General features: G+C 40.0%; 19 protein-coding genes, 13 tRNA genes and 1 rRNA gene. 6 read left to right on the forward strand and 27 right to left on the reverse strand.

Annotation, left to right across the window (positions count from 1 at the left end; translation table 11 throughout):
* Window positions 1–9: 9 nt before the first annotated feature.
* A complete protein-coding gene (locus tag DESMER_RS13865; protein WP_014903695.1) occupies window positions 10–1,128 on the reverse strand; it encodes an aminopeptidase in 1,119 nt (372 codons plus the stop codon).
* Between the two features lie 158 nt (window positions 1,129–1,286).
* Here DESMER_RS13865 and DESMER_RS13870 point away from each other — a divergent pair, with 158 nt between their 5' ends.
* A complete protein-coding gene (locus DESMER_RS13870) occupies window positions 1,287–2,207 on the forward strand; it encodes an RluA family pseudouridine synthase (protein ID WP_014903696.1) in 921 nt (306 codons plus the stop codon).
* 7 nt (window positions 2,208–2,214) lie between these two features.
* Here the strand turns inward: DESMER_RS13870 and mscL are convergent, their stop codons facing one another.
* From mscL to DESMER_RS13905, 7 genes are all read right to left on the reverse strand, one after another.
* The gene (gene mscL, locus DESMER_RS13875) at window positions 2,215–2,640 is read right to left on the reverse strand and encodes a large-conductance mechanosensitive channel protein MscL (RefSeq protein WP_014903697.1); all 426 of its coding nucleotides are present in this window, start codon (window positions 2,638–2,640) and stop codon (window positions 2,215–2,217) included.
* A 305-nt stretch (window positions 2,641–2,945) separates the two neighbouring features.
* Entirely contained in the window at window positions 2,946–3,695 is a 750-nt protein-coding gene (gene map, locus DESMER_RS13880) for a type I methionyl aminopeptidase (protein ID WP_014903698.1), read from the reverse strand.
* A gap of 212 nt (window positions 3,696–3,907) precedes the next feature.
* Window positions 3,908–6,580 (reverse strand): calcium-translocating P-type ATPase, PMCA-type, encoded by a 2,673-nt coding sequence (locus tag DESMER_RS13885; RefSeq protein WP_014903699.1) that lies wholly within the window; start codon window positions 6,578–6,580, stop codon window positions 3,908–3,910.
* Between the two features lie 306 nt (window positions 6,581–6,886).
* Complete coding sequence (locus DESMER_RS13890; RefSeq protein WP_014903700.1) at window positions 6,887–7,579, reverse strand: hypothetical protein; 693 nt, start codon at window positions 7,577–7,579, stop codon at window positions 6,887–6,889.
* Window positions 7,580–7,597: 18 nt separating this feature from the next.
* The gene (locus tag DESMER_RS13895; RefSeq protein WP_014903701.1) at window positions 7,598–7,990 is read right to left on the reverse strand and encodes a PaaI family thioesterase; all 393 of its coding nucleotides are present in this window, start codon (window positions 7,988–7,990) and stop codon (window positions 7,598–7,600) included.
* 493 nt (window positions 7,991–8,483) lie between these two features.
* Window positions 8,484–9,077, reverse strand: coding sequence for a rubrerythrin (gene rbr / locus DESMER_RS13900; protein WP_014903702.1), 594 nt, complete (start codon window positions 9,075–9,077; stop codon window positions 8,484–8,486).
* 188 nt (window positions 9,078–9,265) lie between these two features.
* On the reverse strand, window positions 9,266–9,961 hold the full coding sequence (locus tag DESMER_RS13905) for a Crp/Fnr family transcriptional regulator (protein ID WP_014903703.1): 696 nt from the start codon (window positions 9,959–9,961) through the stop codon (window positions 9,266–9,268).
* Window positions 9,962–10,060: 99 nt separating this feature from the next.
* Between DESMER_RS13905 and DESMER_RS13910 the strand changes: the two genes are divergently transcribed.
* The gene (locus DESMER_RS13910) at window positions 10,061–10,771 is read left to right on the forward strand and encodes an ATP-binding protein (protein ID WP_014903704.1); all 711 of its coding nucleotides are present in this window, start codon (window positions 10,061–10,063) and stop codon (window positions 10,769–10,771) included.
* A 105-nt stretch (window positions 10,772–10,876) separates the two neighbouring features.
* Here the strand turns inward: DESMER_RS13910 and dmpI are convergent, their stop codons facing one another.
* The 18 genes from dmpI to DESMER_RS14000 form a co-directional block, all read right to left on the reverse strand.
* On the reverse strand, window positions 10,877–11,068 hold the full coding sequence (dmpI, locus tag DESMER_RS13915) for a 4-oxalocrotonate tautomerase DmpI (RefSeq protein ID WP_014903705.1): 192 nt from the start codon (window positions 11,066–11,068) through the stop codon (window positions 10,877–10,879).
* A gap of 50 nt (window positions 11,069–11,118) precedes the next feature.
* Complete coding sequence (locus DESMER_RS13920; protein ID WP_014903706.1) at window positions 11,119–11,589, reverse strand: (4Fe-4S)-binding protein; 471 nt, start codon at window positions 11,587–11,589, stop codon at window positions 11,119–11,121.
* A gap of 151 nt (window positions 11,590–11,740) precedes the next feature.
* Window positions 11,741–11,814 (reverse strand) — tRNA-Gly (locus DESMER_RS13925).
* A 159-nt stretch (window positions 11,815–11,973) separates the two neighbouring features.
* A tRNA-Met gene (locus DESMER_RS13930) sits at window positions 11,974–12,050 on the reverse strand.
* Window position 12,051: 1 nt separating this feature from the next.
* Window positions 12,052–12,126 (reverse strand) — tRNA-Asn (locus tag DESMER_RS13935).
* A gap of 10 nt (window positions 12,127–12,136) precedes the next feature.
* A tRNA-Ser gene (locus DESMER_RS13940) sits at window positions 12,137–12,227 on the reverse strand.
* 13 nt (window positions 12,228–12,240) lie between these two features.
* Window positions 12,241–12,325 (reverse strand) — tRNA-Leu (locus tag DESMER_RS13945).
* A 6-nt stretch (window positions 12,326–12,331) separates the two neighbouring features.
* Window positions 12,332–12,407: transfer RNA gene (locus DESMER_RS13950), tRNA-Thr, on the reverse strand.
* 15 nt (window positions 12,408–12,422) lie between these two features.
* Window positions 12,423–12,499: transfer RNA gene (locus tag DESMER_RS13955), tRNA-Arg, on the reverse strand.
* Between the two features lie 6 nt (window positions 12,500–12,505).
* Window positions 12,506–12,580: transfer RNA gene (locus DESMER_RS13960), tRNA-Gly, on the reverse strand.
* 6 nt (window positions 12,581–12,586) lie between these two features.
* Window positions 12,587–12,663: transfer RNA gene (locus tag DESMER_RS13965), tRNA-Lys, on the reverse strand.
* 7 nt (window positions 12,664–12,670) lie between these two features.
* Window positions 12,671–12,745, reverse strand: a tRNA-Gln gene (locus DESMER_RS13970).
* A gap of 8 nt (window positions 12,746–12,753) precedes the next feature.
* Window positions 12,754–12,837: transfer RNA gene (locus DESMER_RS13975), tRNA-Tyr, on the reverse strand.
* Window positions 12,838–12,853: 16 nt separating this feature from the next.
* Window positions 12,854–12,929, reverse strand: a tRNA-Asp gene (locus DESMER_RS13980).
* Window positions 12,930–12,986: 57 nt separating this feature from the next.
* Window positions 12,987–13,062 (reverse strand) — tRNA-Glu (locus DESMER_RS13985).
* A 188-nt stretch (window positions 13,063–13,250) separates the two neighbouring features.
* Window positions 13,251–14,818: ribosomal RNA gene (locus DESMER_RS13990) — 16S ribosomal RNA — on the reverse strand.
* Window positions 14,819–15,128: 310 nt separating this feature from the next.
* Complete coding sequence (locus tag DESMER_RS13995; RefSeq protein WP_042333781.1) at window positions 15,129–16,040, reverse strand: alpha/beta fold hydrolase; 912 nt, start codon at window positions 16,038–16,040, stop codon at window positions 15,129–15,131.
* Window positions 16,041–16,275: 235 nt separating this feature from the next.
* The gene (locus tag DESMER_RS14000) at window positions 16,276–16,494 is read right to left on the reverse strand and encodes a hypothetical protein (RefSeq protein WP_052314847.1); all 219 of its coding nucleotides are present in this window, start codon (window positions 16,492–16,494) and stop codon (window positions 16,276–16,278) included.
* Between the two features lie 397 nt (window positions 16,495–16,891).
* Here DESMER_RS14000 and DESMER_RS14005 point away from each other — a divergent pair, with 397 nt between their 5' ends.
* On the forward strand, window positions 16,892–17,803 hold the full coding sequence (locus DESMER_RS14005; RefSeq protein ID WP_014903708.1) for a ribonuclease Z: 912 nt from the start codon (window positions 16,892–16,894) through the stop codon (window positions 17,801–17,803).
* A gap of 245 nt (window positions 17,804–18,048) precedes the next feature.
* Window positions 18,049–18,945, forward strand: a complete 897-nt coding sequence (locus tag DESMER_RS14010) for a metallophosphoesterase (protein WP_014903709.1) — start codon at window positions 18,049–18,051, stop codon at window positions 18,943–18,945.
* Between the two features lie 86 nt (window positions 18,946–19,031).
* On the opposite strand, the gene DESMER_RS14015 is transcribed toward DESMER_RS14010, so the two are convergent.
* Window positions 19,032–20,438 carry an MFS transporter gene (locus DESMER_RS14015; protein ID WP_014903710.1) on the reverse strand — a complete coding sequence of 469 codons (1,407 nt, stop codon included), beginning with the start codon at window positions 20,436–20,438 and terminating at the stop codon, window positions 19,032–19,034.
* A 251-nt stretch (window positions 20,439–20,689) separates the two neighbouring features.
* Between DESMER_RS14015 and DESMER_RS14020 the strand changes: the two genes are divergently transcribed.
* Both DESMER_RS14020 and DESMER_RS14025 read left to right on the forward strand, forming a co-directional pair.
* A complete protein-coding gene (locus DESMER_RS14020) occupies window positions 20,690–21,943 on the forward strand; it encodes a hypothetical protein (protein WP_014903711.1) in 1,254 nt (417 codons plus the stop codon).
* Window positions 21,944–22,148: 205 nt separating this feature from the next.
* The gene (locus DESMER_RS14025; protein ID WP_014903712.1) at window positions 22,149–22,502 is read left to right on the forward strand and encodes a CGGC domain-containing protein; all 354 of its coding nucleotides are present in this window, start codon (window positions 22,149–22,151) and stop codon (window positions 22,500–22,502) included.
* Window positions 22,503–22,585: the final 83 nt, after the last annotated feature.

Consider the following 22,585-nt stretch of genomic DNA (forward strand, 5'->3'; position numbering starts at 1 on the left):
TCAGGCACTCTATCCTCTTAAGTTTTCCGGATTTAAGGCCTCAAGCTCCGGTAAGACAAAGCGCCCATCTTTTCGAACTAACACATCATCAAAGAATATCTCTCCCCCGCCATAATCAGGTCTCTGGATACAGACCAAATCCCAGTGAATGGCAGATTTATTCCCATTATTACACTCATCGTAACAAGATCCCGGAGTGAAGTGAAAGCTTCCATCAATTTTCTCGTCAAAAAGTGTATCTCTCATAGGAGTACTAATATAAGGGTTAACACCTATTGCAAACTCTCCAACATATCGTGCTCCCTCATCAGTGTTAAATACAGATTCGATACGTTCTGAATCATTCGCAGTAGCCTTTATAATCCTTCCCTTTTCAAATTCTAAGACAATATTATCATAGGTGAACCCTTGATAAAGTGAAGGTGTATTATAACTAATTCGCCCCTTGACGGACTCTTTGAGAGGAGCACTAAATATTTCTCCATCGGGAATATTCAGATGACCATCACACTTTATAGCAGGCATCCCTTTTATTGAGAACTCTAAATTAGTTCCCGGACCAACAATGCGCACTCGATCCGTCTTCTCCATTAGCTCTTTCAAAGGATCCATAGCTTTTGACATCTTGGAGTAATCTAAATTACAGACTTTAAAATAAAAGTCCTCAAATCCTTCTACGCTTGTATTAGCCAACTGAGCCATTGCAGCATTGGGATACCGCAATACACACCAGCGAGTATGGGGCACGCGTTGCTCTGAATGAACAGGTTTTTGATAATAAGATGTATATATTTTCATACACTCATTAGGCACATCTGACCATTCATTGACATTATCTCCGCCCCGTATGCCAATATAGGCCTGCATTTCTTTCATACGCCCTCGATCCCAACGAGTCATTGCCTCAGCTTGTTCCACTGTGAGTTCTTTTAATAGTTCCCGTAGTAGGGTATGATTAATACTAGATAAAAACGGAACTCCACCAGCTCGATAGGCATAACGCACGCAGGCTTGGGCTAGTAGAATATCCGGACCAATCACTTCGATAAGAATTTTTTCCCCTGGCTGAAGAGAAATGGAATAATTTATTAGGGAATCGGCAAGTTTTTCGATGCGAGAATCTCTCACGTTAGGGCCTCCTTAGCACTCATTTCAATCCTATTACTATTCTGCACACAACATAATTTTCCTTTTTACTATTATTTAAAAGTATGTACACTCCACCCGTTTTTACTCTGTTTTTTATCTTTAATTCGGAGAATCCGAACTATGCACTAGGAGGACTTATGAATACACCACCCGATCTTTGGGAGTATCGTTTACAAGCGGAAGACTCCGGTCAAAAATATATGGCAATCTTACGTCATAAGTTTCACTTTTCGGTAAAATTACTACAGCATTTGAAACAAGGCGAACGGGTTTGGGTAAACGGGAAATTTTCTTATCTAACGGCCCGAGGAAAAGAAGGGGATACCCTATCCATTCAGCTTTTTTCCACTGAAGAAGCCAATATTCAAGGCGAAGATCTGCCTCTTGATATTCTTTACGAGGATGAATACATGCTAGCCGTCAACAAACCCGTTGGACAAGTCGTTCACCCCAACCGCCGCTATCCGACCAACACCTTAGGCAATGCTGTTGTTGGTCATTGGGAACGCAAGGGAGAAAGTCGGCTCTTCCGTCCCATCCACAGAATTGACCGGAATACTTCCGGAGTTGTTGTTATAGCCAAGAACCAATTCGCTCATCAGCAACTTGCTTGGCAGCTAGAGAGAGGGCATATCCATAAACGCTACCATGGTTTTGTCGAAGGGGTTGTCGAGGAAGACAATGGAATTATTGATCTTTCCATTGGATTTGCACCGAATAGCTTTATCAAACGTCAGATCCAAGCTGATGGTATGTCGGCCCGGACACTTTTCCGGGTTCTCCATCGCTATACTAATGTCACTTTTCTGGAATTCATCTTAGAAACCGGTCGCACCCATCAAATTCGCACTCATTGTGAAGGCTTCGGACATCCATTACTCGGAGATGATCTGTACGGTGGGACTCAAACACTTCTCTCTCGTCATGCCTTACACTCTTCAATGTATGCCTTTCTCCATCCTGCAACTAGACTTCCCATGGTAATTCGAGCACCTTTTCCTAAGGATCTTCGCTTATTACTAATCAAGCTGCGAGATTTGGATACTGACAATCCATAACCCCAGACTAGTTCTGTTTCTTAAGCAGATCTCTAATTTCAATGAGGAGCTGTACTTCCATACTAGGGGTTGATGGAGCTGCAGCTTCTTCTTTCTTTTCTTTTCTTTTTAAAGAATTAATTAGTTTAACGATTAAAAAAATCGAACCTGCAATAATTAGGAAGTCAAAGGTTGCCTGAATGAAATTACCTATATTCAGGGTAACAGCTTCCTGAGTAATTTTTCCCGTCCCATCGAAAACAGCATCCTTTAGTTTTAGTTTAATATCTGTGAATTTTATCCCTCCTACTATAACTCCTAGAGGAGGCATTATAATATCAGCTACAAGTGAAGAGACAATCTTCCCGAAAGCCCCGCCTATGATAACCCCAATAGCCAGATCCACAACGTTTCCTTTTGTTGCAAATTCTTTAAATTCATTGATTACGCTCATAATACCACTCCTTTTAAATTGGTATTACTAGCTTAACCGAAATTATAAAAGTGTCTATTTTTTTATAAATATTTTTCAGTAATTACTGTAATTCATGAATCATTCGCAACAACAATCACGACCCTGTAATTAAAAATGTTTGGTTTTATCAAATTTGGGGAACCTAAGACAAGATCATAATAGGAGGTTGATAACAAATGGATTTATTTTCAAAGGTTCTATGGCGAATTTCCAAACTCAGAAATTGGTTTATGCTAAGATATATTATTATTCGAAAACGTTGGAAGGTCTAATGCTAGGTCTTTTTAGTCCTGTTCAGTTAGAATTAAGGGCTTATCCTTAGTTACAGCAATAGTATGTTCATATTGTGCCGAAAGACGGCCATCTATAGTTCTGGCCGTCCACCTATTAGAGTCAATCTTCAAATGAAATCTTCCAATATTAATCATTGGTTCTATGGTGAAAACCATACCTTCCCGAAGCCGCTCTCCTCTATGGGGTCGACCATAATGGGGAACCTGCAAATCTTCATGCATTATTTGGCCAATTCCATGTCCCATAAAGTCTCGAACAACAGAAAAGCCCTCTGATTCGGCATGAGTTTGGATGCTATGGGAAATATCTCCGATTCTATTGCCAATAATCGAAGCCTCTATGCCAAGATAGAGGCATTCTTTCGTAACCTTTAACAGCCTTTCCGCTTCCTGCGAAATTTGCCCCACGGAATATGTCCAAGCTGAGTCTGCCAGCCACCCTTTCAAATTCACAACCATATCAATTTTTACAATATCTCCATCCTTCAAAGGCTTTTTAGTCGGAAATCCGTGACAGATCTCATCATTGACTGAAGCGCAGGTTGCATATGGATACCCTTTATATCCTTTTTGCTCTGGAGTTGCACTATGGGAACGAATAAAATTCTCGGCAAATTCGTCAATTTCCAAGGTAGTGATTCCGGGCCGAATTATGGAACGGATTTCCCTGTGACAAGCAGTCAGGATTTTTCCTGCTTCCGCCATATATCCAATTTCTTTCTCAGTCTTGATGATAACCAATGCTATACCTCCTCAGAAAAACTCATTTTGTTAATCTTCTGAGCCTTCCCTTTTGAATTTTGTCTCGTATATCAGAACCTGCGGATTTATTATCTGTCCAAATACTTATTATAATACTTTATAGAAAGCCCATGCAAACCTGCTTCACTAATTGCAATAGCCACAATTCCTTCTCAAGGATTGTGGCTATTGACTTTATTACCAGAAGTTAGTTACTCTTTAGATCCACTTTGGAAAATTTTCATGATTAGTTTTAACAATTCACCAAAGATAATAATGCTAAATGTGTAGCCAATGATTTTAAACCACATAACTAAGTCTAGAGGAACGGTTTTGAATACATCTCCACCAAACTGTGTTACTAAAACCTGAACCAAGAATGTTAGAAAAACAACCCCTACCATCATCTTGTTTTTAAGAAGATTTGGGAAGATGCTCCTTGACCCAAACTCTCGACTGTTAAAGGCATTCCACAACTGGAAGAGTACAAAGGAAGTGAACACGATCGTTGATTGTTGTGCCGCAGTCCCACCAAGTAATTGAGTATCCATGAGCAGGATCAAGGCTGTTACAATAAACAGACCATTAGAAATAATTTTAAACAGCATATCTTTCGTTACAATGGAAGCATTTCTCTTAATCGGCTGCTTTTCAAGCAGATGCTCTCTCGGTGGCTCTAAGCCTAATGTTAAGGCCGGAGGACCATCCATAATAATATTTACCCAGAGTAATTGCAAGGTGGTAAAAGGCATTGCATAACCCATAACTTCTGCCAAGATTACTGTGACAAAGGCCACGACATTGACAGTAAGCTGGAACTGAATAAAGCGCTGAAAATTCTCGTAAATACCGCGCCCCCACTTAATTGCTTTAACAATTGTGGAAAAAGAGTCATCCAACAATACTATATCCGAAGCTTCTTTCGATACTTCCGTGCCTGCTATTCCCATGGCAACTCCCACATCAGCAGCCTTTAACGCAGGTGCATCATTAATACCATCGCCTGTGACAACCACAGAGGCATTAATTTCCTGTAAAAGCTTAACAACTCTCATTTTTGCCGTTGGGTTAGAACGAGCGATTACCACAATATTAGGCAGCTTGATTTTTAACTCTTGATCACTCATAGCGTCAATGTCGGTAACTTCTAATACCAAGGAGTCCTGCTTAACAATTCCTAACTGAGTAGCAATAGCTCTAGCAGTGTTAATGTTGTCTCCCGTTAATATTTTGACAGAGATACCAGCTTGTCGGCAATTAGTAATTGCTTCTTTAACATCGGAACGCAAAGGATCTTCGATTCCCACGAATCCCGTATATATTAAATTCTTTTCGACATTATAAATATCTTCCCACTGAGGCTCTTCACTAAAATCATTAAAGGCAAAGGCTAACACCCGTCTGGCATTATCCTGAAGCTGAGTTATCTTAGCTTCAATCTCTTTAATATGCTCTGGAGTCAAGGGGATAATAGCACCCTTATAAAGAATCCGATTGCAAATGCTTAGTACCTTTTCCGGGGAACCCTTGGTATAGAGTCTATAACCCTTCGTAGTCTCATAAGCAGTAGACATCATTTTTCGAGCAGAGGTGAAATTGTATTCACTTACAGGCTCACTATGCTCTTTGCGATAATGCAGATAGTTAATATTATTCTTATCAGCACATACCAGCAGAGAGCATTCCGTCGGATTTCCTAAAAACTCATATTTTCCATCTTTTTTGGAAATATCCGCTGTAGAGTTAAGACAAAAATTCTCCAGCATTTCTTCACTTCTCAGTTGATCTACCGCAATCTCTTTACCGTCCGCCCAAACTTCAACGACTGTCATCTTGTTTTCTGTTAATGTGCCGGTTTTATCTGAGCAAATAACATTTACAGATCCAATAGTTTCACAAGCGATAAGCTTGCGCACTAAAGCGTTATTCTTAGCCATTTTTTGCATATTAAAGGCTAAGGTAATGGCAACCATCGTTGGCAATCCTTCAGGCACAGCCGCAACGATAAGAGCTACAGAGGTAACAAAGGCATCTTTAATTCCCGGAAGGGCAGCTCCTAGATTATCAAACACCAAGATACCCTGGTGATACATCTTGAAAACTTCGAAAAGAAAGATTACAGCTGCGACAATCGATCCAATTATTGAAATTCTTTTGCCCAGATCTGCCAATTTTTGTTGAAGCGGAGTTTCAGAGGTCAATTCACCTTTTAATTCGTCAGCAATCTTACCCATTTCAGTTCCATCGCCAATTGATGTTACAATCGCGATGGCTCTTCCTTCAAGCACCATAGTCCCTGAATAAAGCATATTTTTACGTTCAGCCAGAGGGCAATTATCTCTATCGATCTTCAGAGTATTTTTAGAAGCGGCTTCGGCTTCACCCGTGAGCATAGATTCGTCGATCCCTAAAGTTGATGCGTGTATGATACGAGCATCCGCAGGAACCTTATCTCCTGTTTCCAGATGAATAATATCGCCAATCGTAAGTTCACTTTGTGCTAGGAGAACGATCTTCCCCTCACGAACAACTTTTACATGGACATCTTCGCTTAGCTTAGATAATGCTTCAAAGGCCTTATCCGATTTGCCTTCTTGAATAATTGAAATTGAGGTCGCAATCAGTACGGCAACAAAAATCCCTATACCATCTACAACGTGCCCCATAGCTAAGGATATTACCCCTGAAATCAAGAGAATGAGAATCAGAGGCTCCTTCAAACTCTCAAATATTTTTCGAAAAAAACTTTCCTTTTCTTTAGGCGTAAAAAGGTTCTTCCCATACCGTTGGATTCTAATATCAGCTTCGGCCGCTGATAGACCCATCTCTTCATTACTTTTCAATTCAGAGATGACTTCTGCAACTTCCCTTCGGAAATAATCCACAACATAGTCCTCCTTGTTTTAATTTCATCTCATAACTAGCTTAGTATTTTATAGTATTTACGAAATAACCACTCCTTACTTTATTTTGGCAACTTGTTTATGCAAAATAAACAAAAAAGACTTTTAACACAGCCTAATGGCCATGTTAAAAGTCTCGTTACCGAAATCGGCTTACAAAGACAGGTAAGTCTCCTTACCGGGTATGTTGCCTTTGTAATAAAACTACTCCCTCTTAACAAGATCAGTGTACCTCAAATAGGATAGCTTGTCAAATATTCTTGAATTAATAACTCTAGGTTAATTCCTCTAGGTTAATTCCTTGATACTACTAAACAAGGCTCCTATTAGTCGATGAAATCCATGGGGGTTTTGTGCAGGTACCCTATATTGTTTGTTAATCTCTAACTGAACCGCCGGTATAGCCAATTCCCGGGCAACGTAATTAGCCACCGTGTTGGGCCCAGAGGCAGCAAAATAATCATAGGATATTTTCGATAACCCATAGTTGCGTAGGTTTTGTCCAATAATTTCCATTATTTTTTCTTTGCCCAAGAGGTTTTTTCCGCAATTAATTCCTAAATCAATATCAAACTCTCTTTCTCGAGCAGCACCATGAATGTCTAAAATAAACTTCACTTTGTTGGCAACGCAAAAATCAGAGATTTTTTCTTTGTAAATACACGGATCATCAGAATTGGGATCTCCTCCATAGAGCTTAGTTGTTGCTATGGCATGACAACCAGTAAGCTTATGTAATAGATAGACAATAGAACCTGTAAATTGGTCGGACATTTTTATCTTCTTTTGCCGAAAATGTCTAACAGCATGAGGTGCCGAAACTAAAGCAGGCAAATCCCCAACATTGAACCAAAAGGGCTCCTCCTGTTTAGGATTAATACGTTTATCCGTTTTATAAAAATGTATCTTTTCTATATTCACTGCCTCTTCATTGAGGCGCCTACGGTTAAACTCATTAAGAACCTCTTCATATTTATCCATATTCTTACCCCCGCAGGTTCATTTTTTGAGTTTCTTATAACCTGTAATACTCAGTTTAGCGATATGATCTCGATGTTCATTAAACACATCCACATTGTAATTAGCAATATTTTTAGAACTAGAAAGTTCTTTGGCCTCAGCTATCAAGGACTTTCCTTTTGATGCCATAAAATAGGATATATTCGAATTTATTGCCACGGTAACACTACCAGTAGCGTTGGCAGCAGCCGCAAAGGCAAAATCGGCCAAAGTAAAAATTACGCCTCCTTGGATAATGTCCACGCCGTTTAAATGCTTCTCCGATATTTCCATCTGGGTTATTGCATAGCCTGGCTCTACTTTTATTATCTCTATGCCAACATAGGCTGCGAACCTATCATTTTTCATAAGTTTCATTAGATCACTATCCATGACGGTTCTCTCCCTTGTCAATCTATTAAATAAAGCTTTTTCCAGCCTTTTCAAAACAAGCAGCTCTTATATTCAGACTTGAGATTACATCTCTAAGTATAGATTTTTTCTACAAGAGTAGCAATAAGATTCATTAATACGCCTATAATTAATAGGTCTTTAGTCCCATGCTCTTGGGACTAATTGTCTATACTTTTTAGATTTAGTGAATGTTACTATGGACTAAGATTATGTATTCGGAGGGATCTTTTTGCTGTGGCATAAAATCAATACCAAAAAACAAAACCTAATTATTATTGGTGGAACCATCATATTCTCTCTGCTTGTTGTTGGAATAACTAATGTAATCGTACACATCGGATAAGATAGGCGTTTAGGTATAAAGCGAACCCCTAAAGAGAACGGCCAGAGCCTTCTTCTTTAGGGGTTTTAGATATCTATGGTCAGTCAAACGAAATACAAAGATCAAACGTGAGCAAGCGAGAGTTTAAAATTAATAAGTCTCTTCAAAAACTTCAAAGTATGCTTGCGGATGAATGCAAGCCGGACATTCGTCAGGTGCACTAGTTCCTTCATGAACATAGCCGCAATTTCCACACTTCCAAAGTTTACTTCCATCTTTCTTAAATACCTTGCCATCTTTGATGTTCTGAGCTAGTTTATTATATCTGGTTTCATGCCTTTTTTCAGCCTCAGCAATCATCTTAAAGGCAAGGGCAATCTCTGGAAAGCCTTCTTCTTCTGCGACCTTGGCAAAATCCGGATATAATTCACTCCACTCTTCATTTTCCCCACTTGCTGCGGCCATCAAATTATCTAGGGTTGTACCCTGAGCAACAGGAAAAGAGGCACTTATTTCTAGAGTGGCAGGAAGTTCATTCTGGAAACCAGCTAATAAGAATTTATAAAATCTTTTCGCATGTTCCTTTTCGTTATCGGCTGTCTCAATAAATATGTTTTTTATTTGCTTGTACCCTTCTTTATCCGCTACTGAAGCGTAATAAGTATAGCGGTTACGTGCCTGTGATTCCCCTGCAAAAGCTTTCATCAGATTCTCAGCAGTTTTAGTCCCTTTTAAACTATTCATCCAAAAAACCCCTCACTTTGTTTTCTTTAAGCTAGCAGTACTGCTAATTGTAAATGTTTTCAATTACTTTTTCTACACCAAACAAGTGTATTTGAAATTATTACAAATACATTATATTTTTAAACAACATATACGTCAATACAAAAATTATACATTTTGTCTCTATGAATGGAAAAAAACTATCTTGTTTACAGTTCACTCATTGTCTTTAAGGCTTGTAAATCTATAATTCTAAAAGTTGACAAGTGGAAATCAATAACTCCCTCCTCCCTCATTTTGCTCATTTCTCTTGACATAGACGGTCGAGAAACATTTAAGAAATCCGCCAGTTCGTTGCGATTTAACGCTAATTCTATTTCTTTGCTCCCTGATTTGTTGTAATGTTCAAGTAAAAAAGAACATATTTTTCCTCGGATACTTTTTATGGTTAAGTACTCAACCTTTTTGTTCAATACTATTGCTCTTTCAGAGATTACTCTCAAGAAGTTTTGTATAAAAATCCTGTGCCAACTGCACATCTTATCACAATCCCCGACAATCTTACTCCTTGGTAAGAAGAGAATCTCACAAGCTTCCTGGGCCTGAACCGTTGCCGGCCATGTTGTCATACTTGAAAATGCAACTATCTCACCAAAGATATCTCTCTCCTTTAATAGAGTCATTACAATTCTATTTCCTGAAGTACTTTCTTTACTAACTGTCGCCGTTCCTTTAAGTACTACCCCAACATTTTCATAGGTTTGACCACTGGTGACGATATAATCGCCCTTTTTATAGATTCCTACTCTCGGCTTTAAACAATTCAGCATATTCGCAATGCCAGCTCTCTCAATACCGTAAAATAAACTTACATTTACGATCACGTCAAAGTATTTTTCTAACATCGTCTTCTCCAGCCTATTCTGTATCTCCAGATACCGATTTTGTATCTATTATTGTAATATAATGAACCTGCAAATAACAATTAAACAGGGGGAATAATAATGTTAAGAAAAATTATCAAAATAGATGAAGAAAAGTGTAATGGGTGTGGGTTATGTGTCAACGCTTGTCATGAAGGTGCTCTACAATTAATAGAGGGCAAAGCTCGCCTCATTTCCGAAAGCTACTGTGATGGTCTTGGCGACTGTCTGCCTGAGTGCCCTACAAACGCTATTATACTTGAGGAGAGAGAAACCGTAGAATACGATGAGGAAGCTGTCAAGAAACATATAGAAAAGAAACAACGGCCTGCCAACCCTACTCCATGCGGATGTCCGGGTACTCATGCCAAACTACTTGTTGACAAACAGGATAATACTACTCCGATACCCTCAGAAAGCACACCATCACAGCTCGCTCAGTGGCCCTGCCAGCTAAAATTAGTTCCAGTAACCGCACCTTATCTCGATAACGCACATTTACTAATAGCTGCAGATTGTACAGCTTTTGCCTATCCAAATATTCATCAAAAGTTTATGCGCAATAAGATCACCTTGATAGGATGTCCGAAGTTAGACGATGGCGATTACTCCGAAAAACTTACTGCCATATTAAAACAGCACGAAATCAAAAGTCTATCAGTTTTACGAATGGAGGTTCCCTGCTGTGGTGGTATCGTTCAAGCTGTAAAGAAGGCACTTATAAACAGTGAAAAACTTATCCCTTGGAGTGTGGTTACCATATCAACGAACGGAAGAGTTATCGAAGAATAGTATAAGCAAGATTATCAAGACCCACAGCATAATTGCTTGTGGGTCTTGATAACATTGTCCGTTTCCTATTTACTTAAAATTTAGCCAATTCATGAAAACCCATTACTATTTGCCCATCTTTTCAGATAAGAGCTGGTTACCACTTCCGATGTTGTCCATATCATTTTCTCGAATGATTGTAACAAATGCTTCTACCGGTATGTTTAGTGTTTCGCTTGCCTTTGAGGCTAATTCTTTAACTAACTTCGCCTTCTGTTCTTTGGACATTCTTCCAGCATCAATTGTAATTACGGGCATAACGCATTCTCCTTTCTTTTTGTACCACAATAAGATTTTTCCACTATTCCTTAAATTAAATCATTTCTATCAGGTGCCCATCCTTTCTTACTATGAACTCCATCACAAAAGGGGCGTTTTTCGGAATATCCGCAGCGGCATAATGCTATACGACCGCCTTCCTTTAACACTTTCCCGTCAATCCCTATTAGAAGAGACGAACCTTCAACCAAAAGCGGCCCGTTCGAACATACTTTTATCTTAACTTCTGATGGATTCCTATCCTCATAGTTAAGATTGCCAACACCATTAGCCCTTTGCGCATTAACTTTCGAACCCTTGGGTAAGGAGTATCTTAAAGCGCCTGAGGGGCATTGATCTATAGCCCTGATGATTTCCTCGGGTTCTGCAGCATCAACGTTAACCCAGGGACGTTGTTCAAGGTTAAATACCTTTGGCAAAAGCCTCAAGCACGTCCCGGGATGTGCACACAATTCCGGATACCAGTGAACTATGATATGTTCATTTCTATATTCTTTCATAGAACTTATTCCTTTCAACAAATTATATTCACATAAATTCACCTAATTCTATCATAACTACCCTTAATTTACCTTATTTTTTTCTTTTAGACCAATTGCCTGAATAAGTATAGACGCAAAAAACCGCACTTTAAGTGCGGTTACATTCTTATGGAGCGGGTGATGAGAATCGAACTCACGTAGCTAGCTTGGAAGGCTAGTGCTCTACCATTGAGCTACACCCGCAAAATTTTGGTACGAGGTTCGATATTCAAGAATCGATCTAAGTCGTCCTCAAAAGAAACACTCTACCTACTATATATGCCTATGTCCGTGCTATTGACTTTGAAGTTCTGCATTTGGTCAAATTTTGAACTTCCAACTACGAACATCGAATATCGAAAATGGTAGCAGGGGGGGGATTTGAACCCTCGAATGAGCGGGTATGAACCACTTGCCTTAGACCACTTGGCTACCCTGCCATGGCTCCCCGAGTAGGACTCGAACCTACAACCTACCGGTTAACAGCCGGTTGCTCCACCATTGAGCTATCGAGGAATATATTTTATGGCGGAGAAGGAGGGATTTGAACCCTCGCGGCAGTTACCCACCCTAACGGTTTAGCAAACCGTCCTCTTCAGCCACTTGAGTACTTCTCCAAAACATTCATTTTGGTGCGGAAGACGGGACTTGAACCCGTACGGAGTTACCCACACGCCCCTCAAACGTGCGCGTCTGCCAATTACGCCACTCCCGCATTAGCTGGAGCCATTGACCGGGATTGAACCGGTGACCTTATCCTTACCAAGGATACGCTCTACCAACTGAGCTACAACGGCACGTGATTTCTAGTATGGTGCGCTCGGAGAGATTCGAACTCCCGGCCTTCTGATTCGTAGTCAGACGCTCTATCCAGCTGAGCTACGAGCGCATTTTTTGGAGCGGGTGACGAGATTCGGACTCGCGACTTTCACCTTGGCAAGGTGACACTCTACCACTGAGTTACACCCGCGAATTATGGTGGGCCATCCGCGACTCGAACGCGGGACACCCTGATTAAAAGTCAGGTGCTCTAGCCGACTGAGCTAATGGCCCATAATTATGGCTGGGGTGGGAGGATTCGAACCTACGAATGCCAGAGTCAAAGTCTGGTGCCTTACCGCTTGGCGACACCCCAATATATAATGGTGGGCAGGGATGGATTCGAACCATCGTACCTCGCGGAACAGATTTACAGTCTGTCGCCTTTAACCACTCGGCCACCTACCCAAAACCAACTTTTTAATGGCGACCCCGATCGGACTTGAACCGACGATCTCCTGCGTGACAGGCAGGCATGTTGACCACTACACCACGGGGCCTAATCATTTTAAAGCCTTAGTAAGTCCATCACTTAAAAATGAATTACTAAGCGTTATTGGTGACCCGTACGGGATTCGAACCCGTGTAACCGCCGTGAAAGGGCGGTGTCTTAGACCGCTTGACCAACGGGCCACTATTAAGAGACAAATAGTCTCTCAAAACTAAACAACAGCTGTTTCCAATGAGTTGCCGATCCCTCGGCGTGAGTCTTGCGACTCGTTATTGATCTCTAGTTGAACTTGGTTTTTCAACCTCATCTCTGAAAGAATCGACCACTAGGATGTTCGTCTAAAGCCTAAGCTCTAAACCGTTCTCCTTAGAAAGGAGGTGATCCAGCCGCACCTTCCGATACGGCTACCTTGTTACGACTTCACCCCAATTATCGGCCCCACCTTCGACGGCTAGCTCCCTTTCGGGTTACCTCACCGGCTTCGGGTGTTGCAGACTTTCGTGGTGTGACGGGCGGTGTGTACAAGGCCCGGGAACGTATTCACCGCAGTATGCTGACCTGCGATTACTAGCGATTCCGACTTCATGCAGGCGAGTTGCAGCCTGCAATCCGAACTGAGACCGGCTTTCTCGGATTTGCTTCACCTCGCGGCTTCGCTTCCGTCTGTACCGGCCATTGTAGCACGTGTGTAGCCCAAGACATAAGGGGCATGATGATTTGACGTCATCCCCACCTTCCTCCGGTTTATCACCGGCAGTCTATCTAGAGTGCTCAACCTTACTTGTTAGCAACTAAATACAGGGGTTGCGCTCGTTGCGGGACTTAACCCAACATCTCACGACACGAGCTGACGACAACCATGCACCACCTGTCTCTACGCTCCCCGAAGGGCACTCCCTAGTTTCCTAAGGATTCGTAGGATGTCAAGCCTTGGTAAGGTTCTTCGCGTTGCGTCGAATTAAACCACATGCTCCACCGCTTGTGCGGGCCCCCGTCAATTCCTTTGAGTTTCAACCTTGCGGCCGTACTCCCCAGGCGGAGTGCTTATTGTGTTAACTGCGGCACAGAAGGGGTCGATACCCTCTACACCTAGCACTCATCGTTTACGGCGTGGACTACCAGGGTATCTAATCCTGTTTGCTCCCCACGCTTTCGCGCCTCAGCGTCAGTTACAGTCCAGAAAGTCGCCTTCGCCACCGGTGTTCCTCCACATATCTACGCATTTCACCGCTACACGTGGAATTCCACTTTCCTCTCCTGTCCTCAAGATTCCCAGTTTCCGATGCACTCTCAGGGTTGAGCCCTGATCTTTCACACCGGACTTAACAATCCGCCTACGCGCCCTTTACGCCCAATAATTCCGGACAACGCTTGCCCCCTACGTATTACCGCGGCTGCTGGCACGTAGTTAGCCGGGGCTTCCTCCTTGGGTACCGTCATGTGGCCTCAATATTTTCAAAGCCACCGTTCTTCCCCAAAGACAGTACTTTACAATCCGAAGACCTTCATCATACACGCGGCGTTGCTCCGTCAGACTTTCGTCCATTGCGGAAGATTCCCCACTGCTGCCTCCCGTAGGAGTCTGGGCCGTGTCTCAGTCCCAGTGTGGCCGTTCACCCTCTCAGGCCGGCTACTGATCGTCGCCTTGGTAGGCCTTTACCCCACCAACTAGCTAATCAGACGCGGGTCCATCCATAATCGATAGCATCTTCAGAGGCCATCTTTCCTTAAAACCTGATGCCAGGCTCTAAGATTATCCGGTATTAGCCCTCGTTTCCAAGGGTTGTCCCGGATTTATGGGTAGGTTACCCACGCGTTACTCACCCGTCCGCCACTAAGAATTTTTCAAAGTAAACTTTTCAAAATTCTCCGTTCGACTTGCATGTGTTAGGCACGCCGCCAGCGTTCGTCCTGAGCCAGGATCAAACTCTCCAAAAAAAGTTATTTCAAACTTCTCATTAGAAGAAGATGATTGACTCATGATTTATTTTGAAACTCTTACGAGTCTCTCTCATTGGCTGTCCTTGTTGTTTAGTTTTCAAAGACCATCTTTCGTCGGCCCCATCTGGCCGGAATTACATAATAGCATCATTAATCATTGTTGTCAAGATCTAACTTATCATTAATTTAGCATTTAGTATTTCCACAAAGGCCTTATTTGCCGCTCAATTAAGATACCATTTTTTTTGCATGCTGTAAACTATAATTTTTATCCAAATTACCTTTTCTTTATAGTGCAAGCTAAAAATCACATATTTTTATCCTTATGTTCATAAATGTCTTTCTGTAAATCCCTATTTATCTCATTAAGTAATTTAGCAAAATCCTCATTCTGTTCAAACTGTGGAAAATGGGCGGATTGATCAAATACAACAAACCCTTTCTTAGGGGCAAGAATGGAATTATAGTAGCTGCGAGCATTCTCTATAGGTGTTAAATAATCAAATTTCCCAGCAATAAAATAACAAGGAATTACTAATTCCGGAACTTCCAGGGGGATATTACTTTCTTTAATTTCTTTCCATAGTAAATTATCAGAAACGCCTAAACCAACAACATATCGTACTGCATCCAGCAAATTATATTCTGGATTTAATAGGAGTCCTGCTAAGATATCCTTCTTTTCATTAATAAGACGTACTGCTCCGCCATATTTCCATACAAAATTCCTTTTAAATGACTCACTGTGGTTAATTATGTTTTCCCGGCATCCCTCTATTCTTTTAACATCTACAAAGTCTTTCTGGTCAGTAGCCTGCCTTAGACAATATTCCAAAGCCTCCAGTTCTCCAGTCCAGAAATCTCCGACTTGACCAATTCCTATGTAGCAAAGATATTTTTCCGGAGCTCGATCTGCTGCTTTAATACCTACTATTGTTCCAAAAGAATGTCCCACTAGAATTACCTTTTCCGGACCATATTCCTTGTTAATATAATCGGTAAGGGCAATTAAGTCATCCACTAATAAACTAACGGAAAGATTGGTATAGTCCTCAAAAAAATGATAGGATTTCCCTGCTCCTCGTTGGTCATATTGAACGATTGTAAAATTCTGTTCCAGTGATTCTTGATACTTTTTCACATATGGAATTTCGGGACAGCCCGGGCCACCGTGCACAAATATTACAATAGGATTTCTTTTATCATATCCTCGGATCATGACCTGATGTTTGCTTCCATTAATCTCAATCTGTTTTAAAATATTAATACTATTCTCGTGACCTCTTATTGAAGGCGTCCATGTGGGAAATAGTAAACCTATTACTAAGATGGCTAATAGGATTTTGCCAAACTTCCTTTCTATATGAAAGACACCTCCGTTTTAAAGCTAGAAGAACTATCAAAAATATAATAGTTTATCCCCTTTAACTTGGCTATAGATAAGTTAAAAAAAATTACAATAAGTCACGACGAAGATTAACAAAAAGATAAAAAGAGCCTGATACCGCAAAGAAAATTGCTAAGACAAAGTAACCCGTTGTTAATGATACAAGAAAAGTGTAATCGGATGCACTTATATAGGTTGGATAGTTCTTTATGAGCAAGTTCTTCGAATACCCCATTCCATAAAACAGCAGAGACAACAAATAGCAAATTGTAGTTATGCTTGGCATTTTCACACCTCCATAAAGTATAACCAAACAGACATTCTTACCCACACATTGACCAATCCCCGGTAATGCACTCGGTACAACCTCCAATATGAATAAGTTTATTCAGACATACCGGGCATTTGTCGTGCCAGATTAACCACTGTTCGCAGGGTTCGATACAACTTGGCTGTCGATTGCATTTCAGACACAAGTCAGTCATTAAGCTCACCTCGCAGTACATGTATTTGATATTATTCGAACCTATGTTCTCATTATATCGAAATACCTACGAATTTCAATACCACTGTGCTCAAAACGAAAATTTTTTATCCGGTTAGTACCCGGGTATAATTTATATACTAAGAAACAAAAATTACATAATTAATTGCTTATTGATTAAGAATTGAGGAGGCTTTCTATGCTTGATGTTTGTCTATTGGGTACCGGAGGGATGATGCCTCTGCCGAACAGATGGCTGTCATCCCTGCTCTTAAGATCCATGGGGAGAATGCTTCTAATAGATTGTGGAGAAGGAACTCAAATCCCTCTTAGGAAAATCAAATGGGGTTTTAAAGGCATTGACGTTATTTTATTTACGCACTATCATGCTGATCACATTTCCGGGTTGCCAGGGATTCTTCTCTCAATCGGCAATTCGGGAAGGAAAGAACCATTAACACTAATGGGACCTCCTGGTATACAGAAAGTAGTTGACTGCCTAACAGTAATTTCACCTGGATTGCCCTATGATTTGTCATTAATTGAGCTATCAGATACTAACAGAACGACGACAATAATGAGTAACATTGAAATTAAGAGCATACCTGTTGAGCATACTCTTCCTTGCTTAGCATTCAGTATTGAGTTTAAAAGACAAGGTAAATTTGATGTTGAACGTGCTAGTAACTTGAAAATCCCTTTAAACTATTGGAATAGTCTTCAAAAGGGCCAGACAATTACATGGGACGGTAAAATCATAAAACCAGAGATGGTTGTGGGCGAAATAAGAAAAGGGATTAAAGTTTCTTATTGCACTGATACACGGCCAACGAATAGCTTAGTCCAATTTATAAGCGAGTCGGATTTATTAGTTTGTGAAGGTATGTACGGTAAACAGTCCGACTTAAGAAAAGCTGAGCAAAAAAAGCATATGCTGTTTTCTGAAGCCGGATTAATTGCAAAACTAGGAAGGGTTAAAGAACTTTGGTTAACTCACTATAGTCCATCCTTGACAAGTCCTGAAGAGTATATAGATCTTGTAAAATCGGTTTTCCCGAATACAATTCTAGGTCAGGATTTGCTTACTAAGACAATAAATTACTTTGAGTGATTTAAAAGGATCTTCTGAAGTTCTGAGACCAAATGTATAAACACGGAGCATAATCTCCCCCCCAAGCTTTGATTTGAGTTTCAAAGCTTGGGGGGGTTGTTTTTAGAGCCCTCAACAAAGCACTTTTTTTAGCTTAATTCAATATAATGACTTAGCAACACTTTCAAGGGATAGCTTGTGCAATTAATCTTTAACTAGCATCTTAAAGACCTTGTTTCGAATGTTTCTTTTTGCAGGGGGTAAAGATGAATAAATTAAAACGCATATCCAACGTCTTCGAATCAGCAGAAGTAATTCCTTTCGACAATTCCTCCAGGTTCATCCTAATGAGCGACGTCCATAGAGGTGATGGAAGCTGGGCTGATGACTTTTTAAAAAACCAAAACTTATATTTTGCAGCCTTAACTTATTACTATAATGAAAACTATACTTACATTGAGATCGGCGATGGCGACGAGCTTTGGAAAAACAAAAGGCTCTCAGACATTATGTACGTTCATAGCAATGCTTTCTGGCTTCTTTCTAAATTTTATAATGAAGGACGGTTACATTTAATCTTCGGCAATCACGATATGATCAAAAGCAAAAATAAATTTGTTAAAAATAATTTATGTGAATCTTATAATGAAAAGGAAAAAAAATATGTTCCCCTATTTGAAAAAATCCACGTCCATGAAGGGCTAGTTTTAAAGCACACTGATACAAATCAAAAAATTCTCCTTATTCACGGCCACCAGGTGAGTTTCCTGGATTATGAACTGTGGAGATTTTCGAGATTTCTCGTAAGATATTTTTGGAGGCCACTTGAATTGTTTGGTGTAAACGACCCTACAAGTACAGCCAAGAACTATGCCAAGAAAGATGCAGTTGAACTAAAACTTTCGGAGTGGGTAATCAGAGAAAAACACATGCTTATAGCCGGTCACACCCATAGGCCTATGTTTCCTGAAGTAGGTGAACCTCCTTATTTTAATGACGGAAGCAGTGTCCACCCTCGAAGTATAACAGCAATTGAAATTGATAGCGGAAATATTACCTTGGTTAAATGGAATGTCAAAACAAAAGACGACGGCACCTTGTTCATAGGCAGAGAAATTCTTGCCGGTCCAAGAAAACTAAGTGATTATCATAATGTAGACTAAAAAAAATGATTATGCCGATTTTCGGCATAATCTTGATGTTCAAGGCTTCCATCACCATTTGTAAGGTTTGGTTTTTACGATGGCCTTCATGGCTTGACGTTATGCCTGGTTATACTGGCCTTGTGCCCTCTTGCTAAAGATGCAAAAACGCCAATAAAACAAAGAATGGTAAAAACAATGAAGCTGGTTCTAGAGCTTCTAAGGAAACTCTCAACATAATATGGAGAATCAAGGGTTAAGCTTTTCATATCAAACGAAGTAATAAGGGCCACAATAGTCATACTCATAGTTTGACCAATAAGTCTCATCGTAGCTAGAGTAGAAGAAGCTACACCATAAAGCGGCCGTTCAACAGAACTCATAACTGCGTTTGTATTGGGCGAAGAAAACAGAGCAAAGCCAAGCCCGATGAAAGCAAGGTTAATTATGATAAACGTAATGGAAGTTACTTCTGTTAAAAAGATAAATAAGAATAGTCCTATTGTTGTTATGCCCATTCCTAAGGAAGCAAGAATCTTAGAATTAATTTTATCAGATAAACGACCAGCTAAAGGTGAAAGAACAGCCATAATAATGGGCTGTGAAAGGAGTATTAAACCCGATTGTGATGTATCTATCTTTTGTACATTTTGAAGATATATTGACATCAAATAGATTAAGGCAAATGTAGCGCTATAGTTTATTAGGGCAGCTAAATTGGAAAAGGAAAAGGCTCTATTTTCAGAAAACATCCGAACAGGCAGTAATGGAAATGAAGTTTTATTTTCGTAAAGTACAAAGGCAGCCAATAAGACGATACCTGTAATAAAGGCAGCGGTGTATTGGGATCCTTCACTGATATCCGATAATCCATAGAGAAACAACAGTATCCCAAATGTCCAAAAAACACTGCCTTTTGTATCAAATTGTTCGTTGTCAGCTCCGACCCACTCCCCTGAGAGCTTCGCAAGAGTTAAGCCAAACACTAGTAAAGCTATTAAAAAATTGAAATAAAATATCCCCCGCCAACTTATAGTACTGCATATTACTCCCCCTAAAACGGGGCCAAGTGAAAGACCAATATAGGTGGTAGCTGCACTTAAGCCCATTGCCCTTCCGCGTTCTTTTGGTGGGACAACTGAGGTTAGAATAGCCATGGAAGTTCCAAAAATCATGGCACTGGCAATTCCTTGTAAAACTCTGAAGATAATTAAAGCAGGGAAGGAAAATGCCAGCCCACACCCTAATGAAGTTACTGCAAAAAAGAACATTCCCATGAGAAATACTTTCTTTCTGCCAATAATATCTCCCAGACGTCCGAATGGCAGTAAAAAGGCAGCACTTGCTAGGAGATAACTGGTGACAACCCAATTTAGACCGGATTGGTCGACTCCATACTCCAGGCCAATCTGCGGAATTCCAAGATTTACAGCATTTCCAGTAAATGGTGCAATAAAAGATGTAATCATAACAATAATCATAGTTATCTTTACAAGTGATGGATTCTGATCCATGTCATTCCCCTCCTTAAATATTTCATTAAATTCATTTAATATCTTCCACAACCTTCTTCAATGTCCTTCAGAACACTAGAATTATTCGATGATAAATCTGCAACCAGTCATTTTTGATCTGATTATTATAATAGTAACCAATTTTCAAAAACCACCGATACTATAGCCCAACACTGTCAATCAACACTAATATTGTCATAATTTTCTCTTGAGAAAAGGGTATACTAAGGCAAATGTATTTGGAGGTTGCAATGGACCGACCAGAATTATATTCTAAAGTTCGTCGGTATATAGCCTATATTAGCCCTTATGGTATTACTCAACTTCAATTTAAGAACCCCTATGTAATAGCTTGGTGGTCCCTTGCCTTCCCCGGCTTAGGTCATATAATGATAGGCAAATACCTTAGGGGATATTTTTTGTTTTGTTGGGAAATTACAATTAATTACTATGCCCATATTAACCTAGCCTTGCTGTATTCCTTTACAGGACAATTCCAAATGGCAAAAGACATTCTTAATATTCAATGGGTACTCTTATATATTCCAACTTACCTTTTCATAGTATGGGATAGTTATCGAAGTACTGTCGCCTTGAATCAACAATATATTCTAGGGGCTAGAGAAAATGCTCAAGTGAAGTCATTTAACATTAGCTTATTTGATATTAATTTCCTCGACAAAAGGATTCCCTGGCATTCGGCGATGTGGTCAGTATTCATGCCGGGGCTAGGACAAGCTTCAAATTGGCTCCCATACGCTTTTTTTATAACAATTTGGTCAATATTTATTATAATTCAGTCCGAGCTATTGCCGGCCATACATTACACTTTATTGGGACAGTTTAACTCTGCTAAAGCTATTATCGATCCCCAATGGTTCTTAAACTTACCAAGTATTTATTTTTACTCTATTTATGATGCCTATGCTAAAACTGTTTCTCTCAATAAACTTTTCGATTGGGAACAGGCTAAATACTTAAAAAATAATTATCAATCTAAAGAATTCCTCATGCCCTTTTGTAAAGGTGATGAAAGAGGGAAAACCATGTATATTGTCTCAACATTTGATCATTCAACTTATCTTGAATTGGCTATAACGGCTATACAAATGAATGGAGTTCCTAAAGAGAACATTCTTGGTGTATCAATGGAAAAACGGGACGAGGAGAGCAAGCTTTTTGATACTATTCATTCCTCAGATGGTTTAAGCCTATTTGATTTACCCATAATTCTTGCAACCTTATTTTGTCTCTTTGGGAGTATTTATGGTTTCGTATTAACCTGGGGCCCGATTCTCTGGGGGATAATCGGTATTATCCTTGGATTTACGGCCGGCTTAATTATAAGGCTTATAATTAGAAAAGACGTCGCTGGCAGACAGAAAAAACAGCGGTCACCAGAGGTCGTATTAATAATTGAATGTGAGGAACACCAATTGGAAGTCGTTAAAGACTTACTGTGGCAGAACCATGCTCTTGGTGTTAGAAAACTTATTCTTAATTAAAAATCATCTTCAAGAAATGTGGCGAATTCCTCCAAGCCTGTCTAACTTAAAAAGCTTGATCACATTAATAAGGTTATTTATTTAACCTTCATTCCAGGGTTATGAAATTTCTTTTCTAAATTTTCTAAACCATCCAAATTACATAGGATTATTTATCTTCTTTGTAGAACATTTCCATTAAACACTTACAAGGAGGATGAACCCTATGGCTAATATTTTAATCATTTCCTGTTCTAAAATCCGTGATGTGAGTTGTATTGCTTGCTTAAAATGTTTTAAGGCAGCTGCTCTAAAAGATGGTGAATTTGCTAAGTATGACACAGTTCAAATTGCGGGACTCAGTGGTTGTGGTGATTGCCCTGGCCTAGTTATGCCTAAGGTTGGCTTAGTTATGGAAATGGCTGATTATTTATATCAGGATATTGATGCTATTCATATTGGTACCTGTGTGGTTCGAGCTGGAAGCACAGCTGCCTGTCCCATCGATATAGATAGTATCAAGGTGAAACTAGAAGGGAAATACGGAAAACCAGTAGTTATAGGCACTCATAACTATTAAATGACAAAATCGCCCTGAGAAAATTAAATAGAGCATAGCAGCCATATTTAAAGAACTACAAACTATCCAAAATGCGTTGGTAG

The sequence above is a fragment of the Desulfosporosinus meridiei DSM 13257 genome (assembly GCF_000231385.2).
Classification (GTDB): Bacteria; Bacillota; Desulfitobacteriia; order Desulfitobacteriales; family Desulfitobacteriaceae; genus Desulfosporosinus; species Desulfosporosinus meridiei.

Bases quoted from the DNA above. Each gene is read 5' to 3' on its own strand.
- DESMER_RS13890 (WP_014903700.1), bottom strand. From the start codon at position 7,579: ATGGATAAATATGAAGAGGTTCTTAATGAGTTTAACCGTAGGCGCCTC.
- DESMER_RS13995 (WP_042333781.1), bottom strand. From the start codon at position 16,040: ATGATCCGAGGATATGATAAAAGAAATCCTATTGTAATATTTGTGCAC.
- DESMER_RS14020 (WP_014903711.1), top strand. From the start codon at position 20,690: ATGGACCGACCAGAATTATATTCTAAAGTTCGTCGGTATATAGCCTAT.
- DESMER_RS13895 (WP_014903701.1), bottom strand. From the start codon at position 7,990: ATGGATAGTGATCTAATGAAACTTATGAAAAATGATAGGTTCGCAGCC.
- DESMER_RS14005 (WP_014903708.1), top strand. From the start codon at position 16,892: ATGCTTGATGTTTGTCTATTGGGTACCGGAGGGATGATGCCTCTGCCG.
- dmpI (WP_014903705.1), bottom strand. From the start codon at position 11,068: ATGCCCGTAATTACAATTGATGCTGGAAGAATGTCCAAAGAACAGAAG.
- DESMER_RS14015 (WP_014903710.1), bottom strand. From the start codon at position 20,438: ATGGATCAGAATCCATCACTTGTAAAGATAACTATGATTATTGTTATG.
- DESMER_RS14000 (WP_052314847.1), bottom strand. From the start codon at position 16,494: ATGCCAAGCATAACTACAATTTGCTATTTGTTGTCTCTGCTGTTTTAT.
- DESMER_RS14025 (WP_014903712.1), top strand. From the start codon at position 22,149: ATGGCTAATATTTTAATCATTTCCTGTTCTAAAATCCGTGATGTGAGT.
- DESMER_RS13910 (WP_014903704.1), top strand. From the start codon at position 10,061: ATGTTAAGAAAAATTATCAAAATAGATGAAGAAAAGTGTAATGGGTGT.
- DESMER_RS13920 (WP_014903706.1), bottom strand. From the start codon at position 11,589: ATGAAAGAATATAGAAATGAACATATCATAGTTCACTGGTATCCGGAA.
- DESMER_RS13870 (WP_014903696.1), top strand. From the start codon at position 1,287: ATGAATACACCACCCGATCTTTGGGAGTATCGTTTACAAGCGGAAGAC.
- DESMER_RS14010 (WP_014903709.1), top strand. From the start codon at position 18,049: ATGAATAAATTAAAACGCATATCCAACGTCTTCGAATCAGCAGAAGTA.
- DESMER_RS13905 (WP_014903703.1), bottom strand. From the start codon at position 9,961: ATGTTAGAAAAATACTTTGACGTGATCGTAAATGTAAGTTTATTTTAC.
- mscL (WP_014903697.1), bottom strand. From the start codon at position 2,640: ATGAGCGTAATCAATGAATTTAAAGAATTTGCAACAAAAGGAAACGTT.
- rbr (WP_014903702.1), bottom strand. From the start codon at position 9,077: ATGAATAGTTTAAAAGGGACTAAAACTGCTGAGAATCTGATGAAAGCT.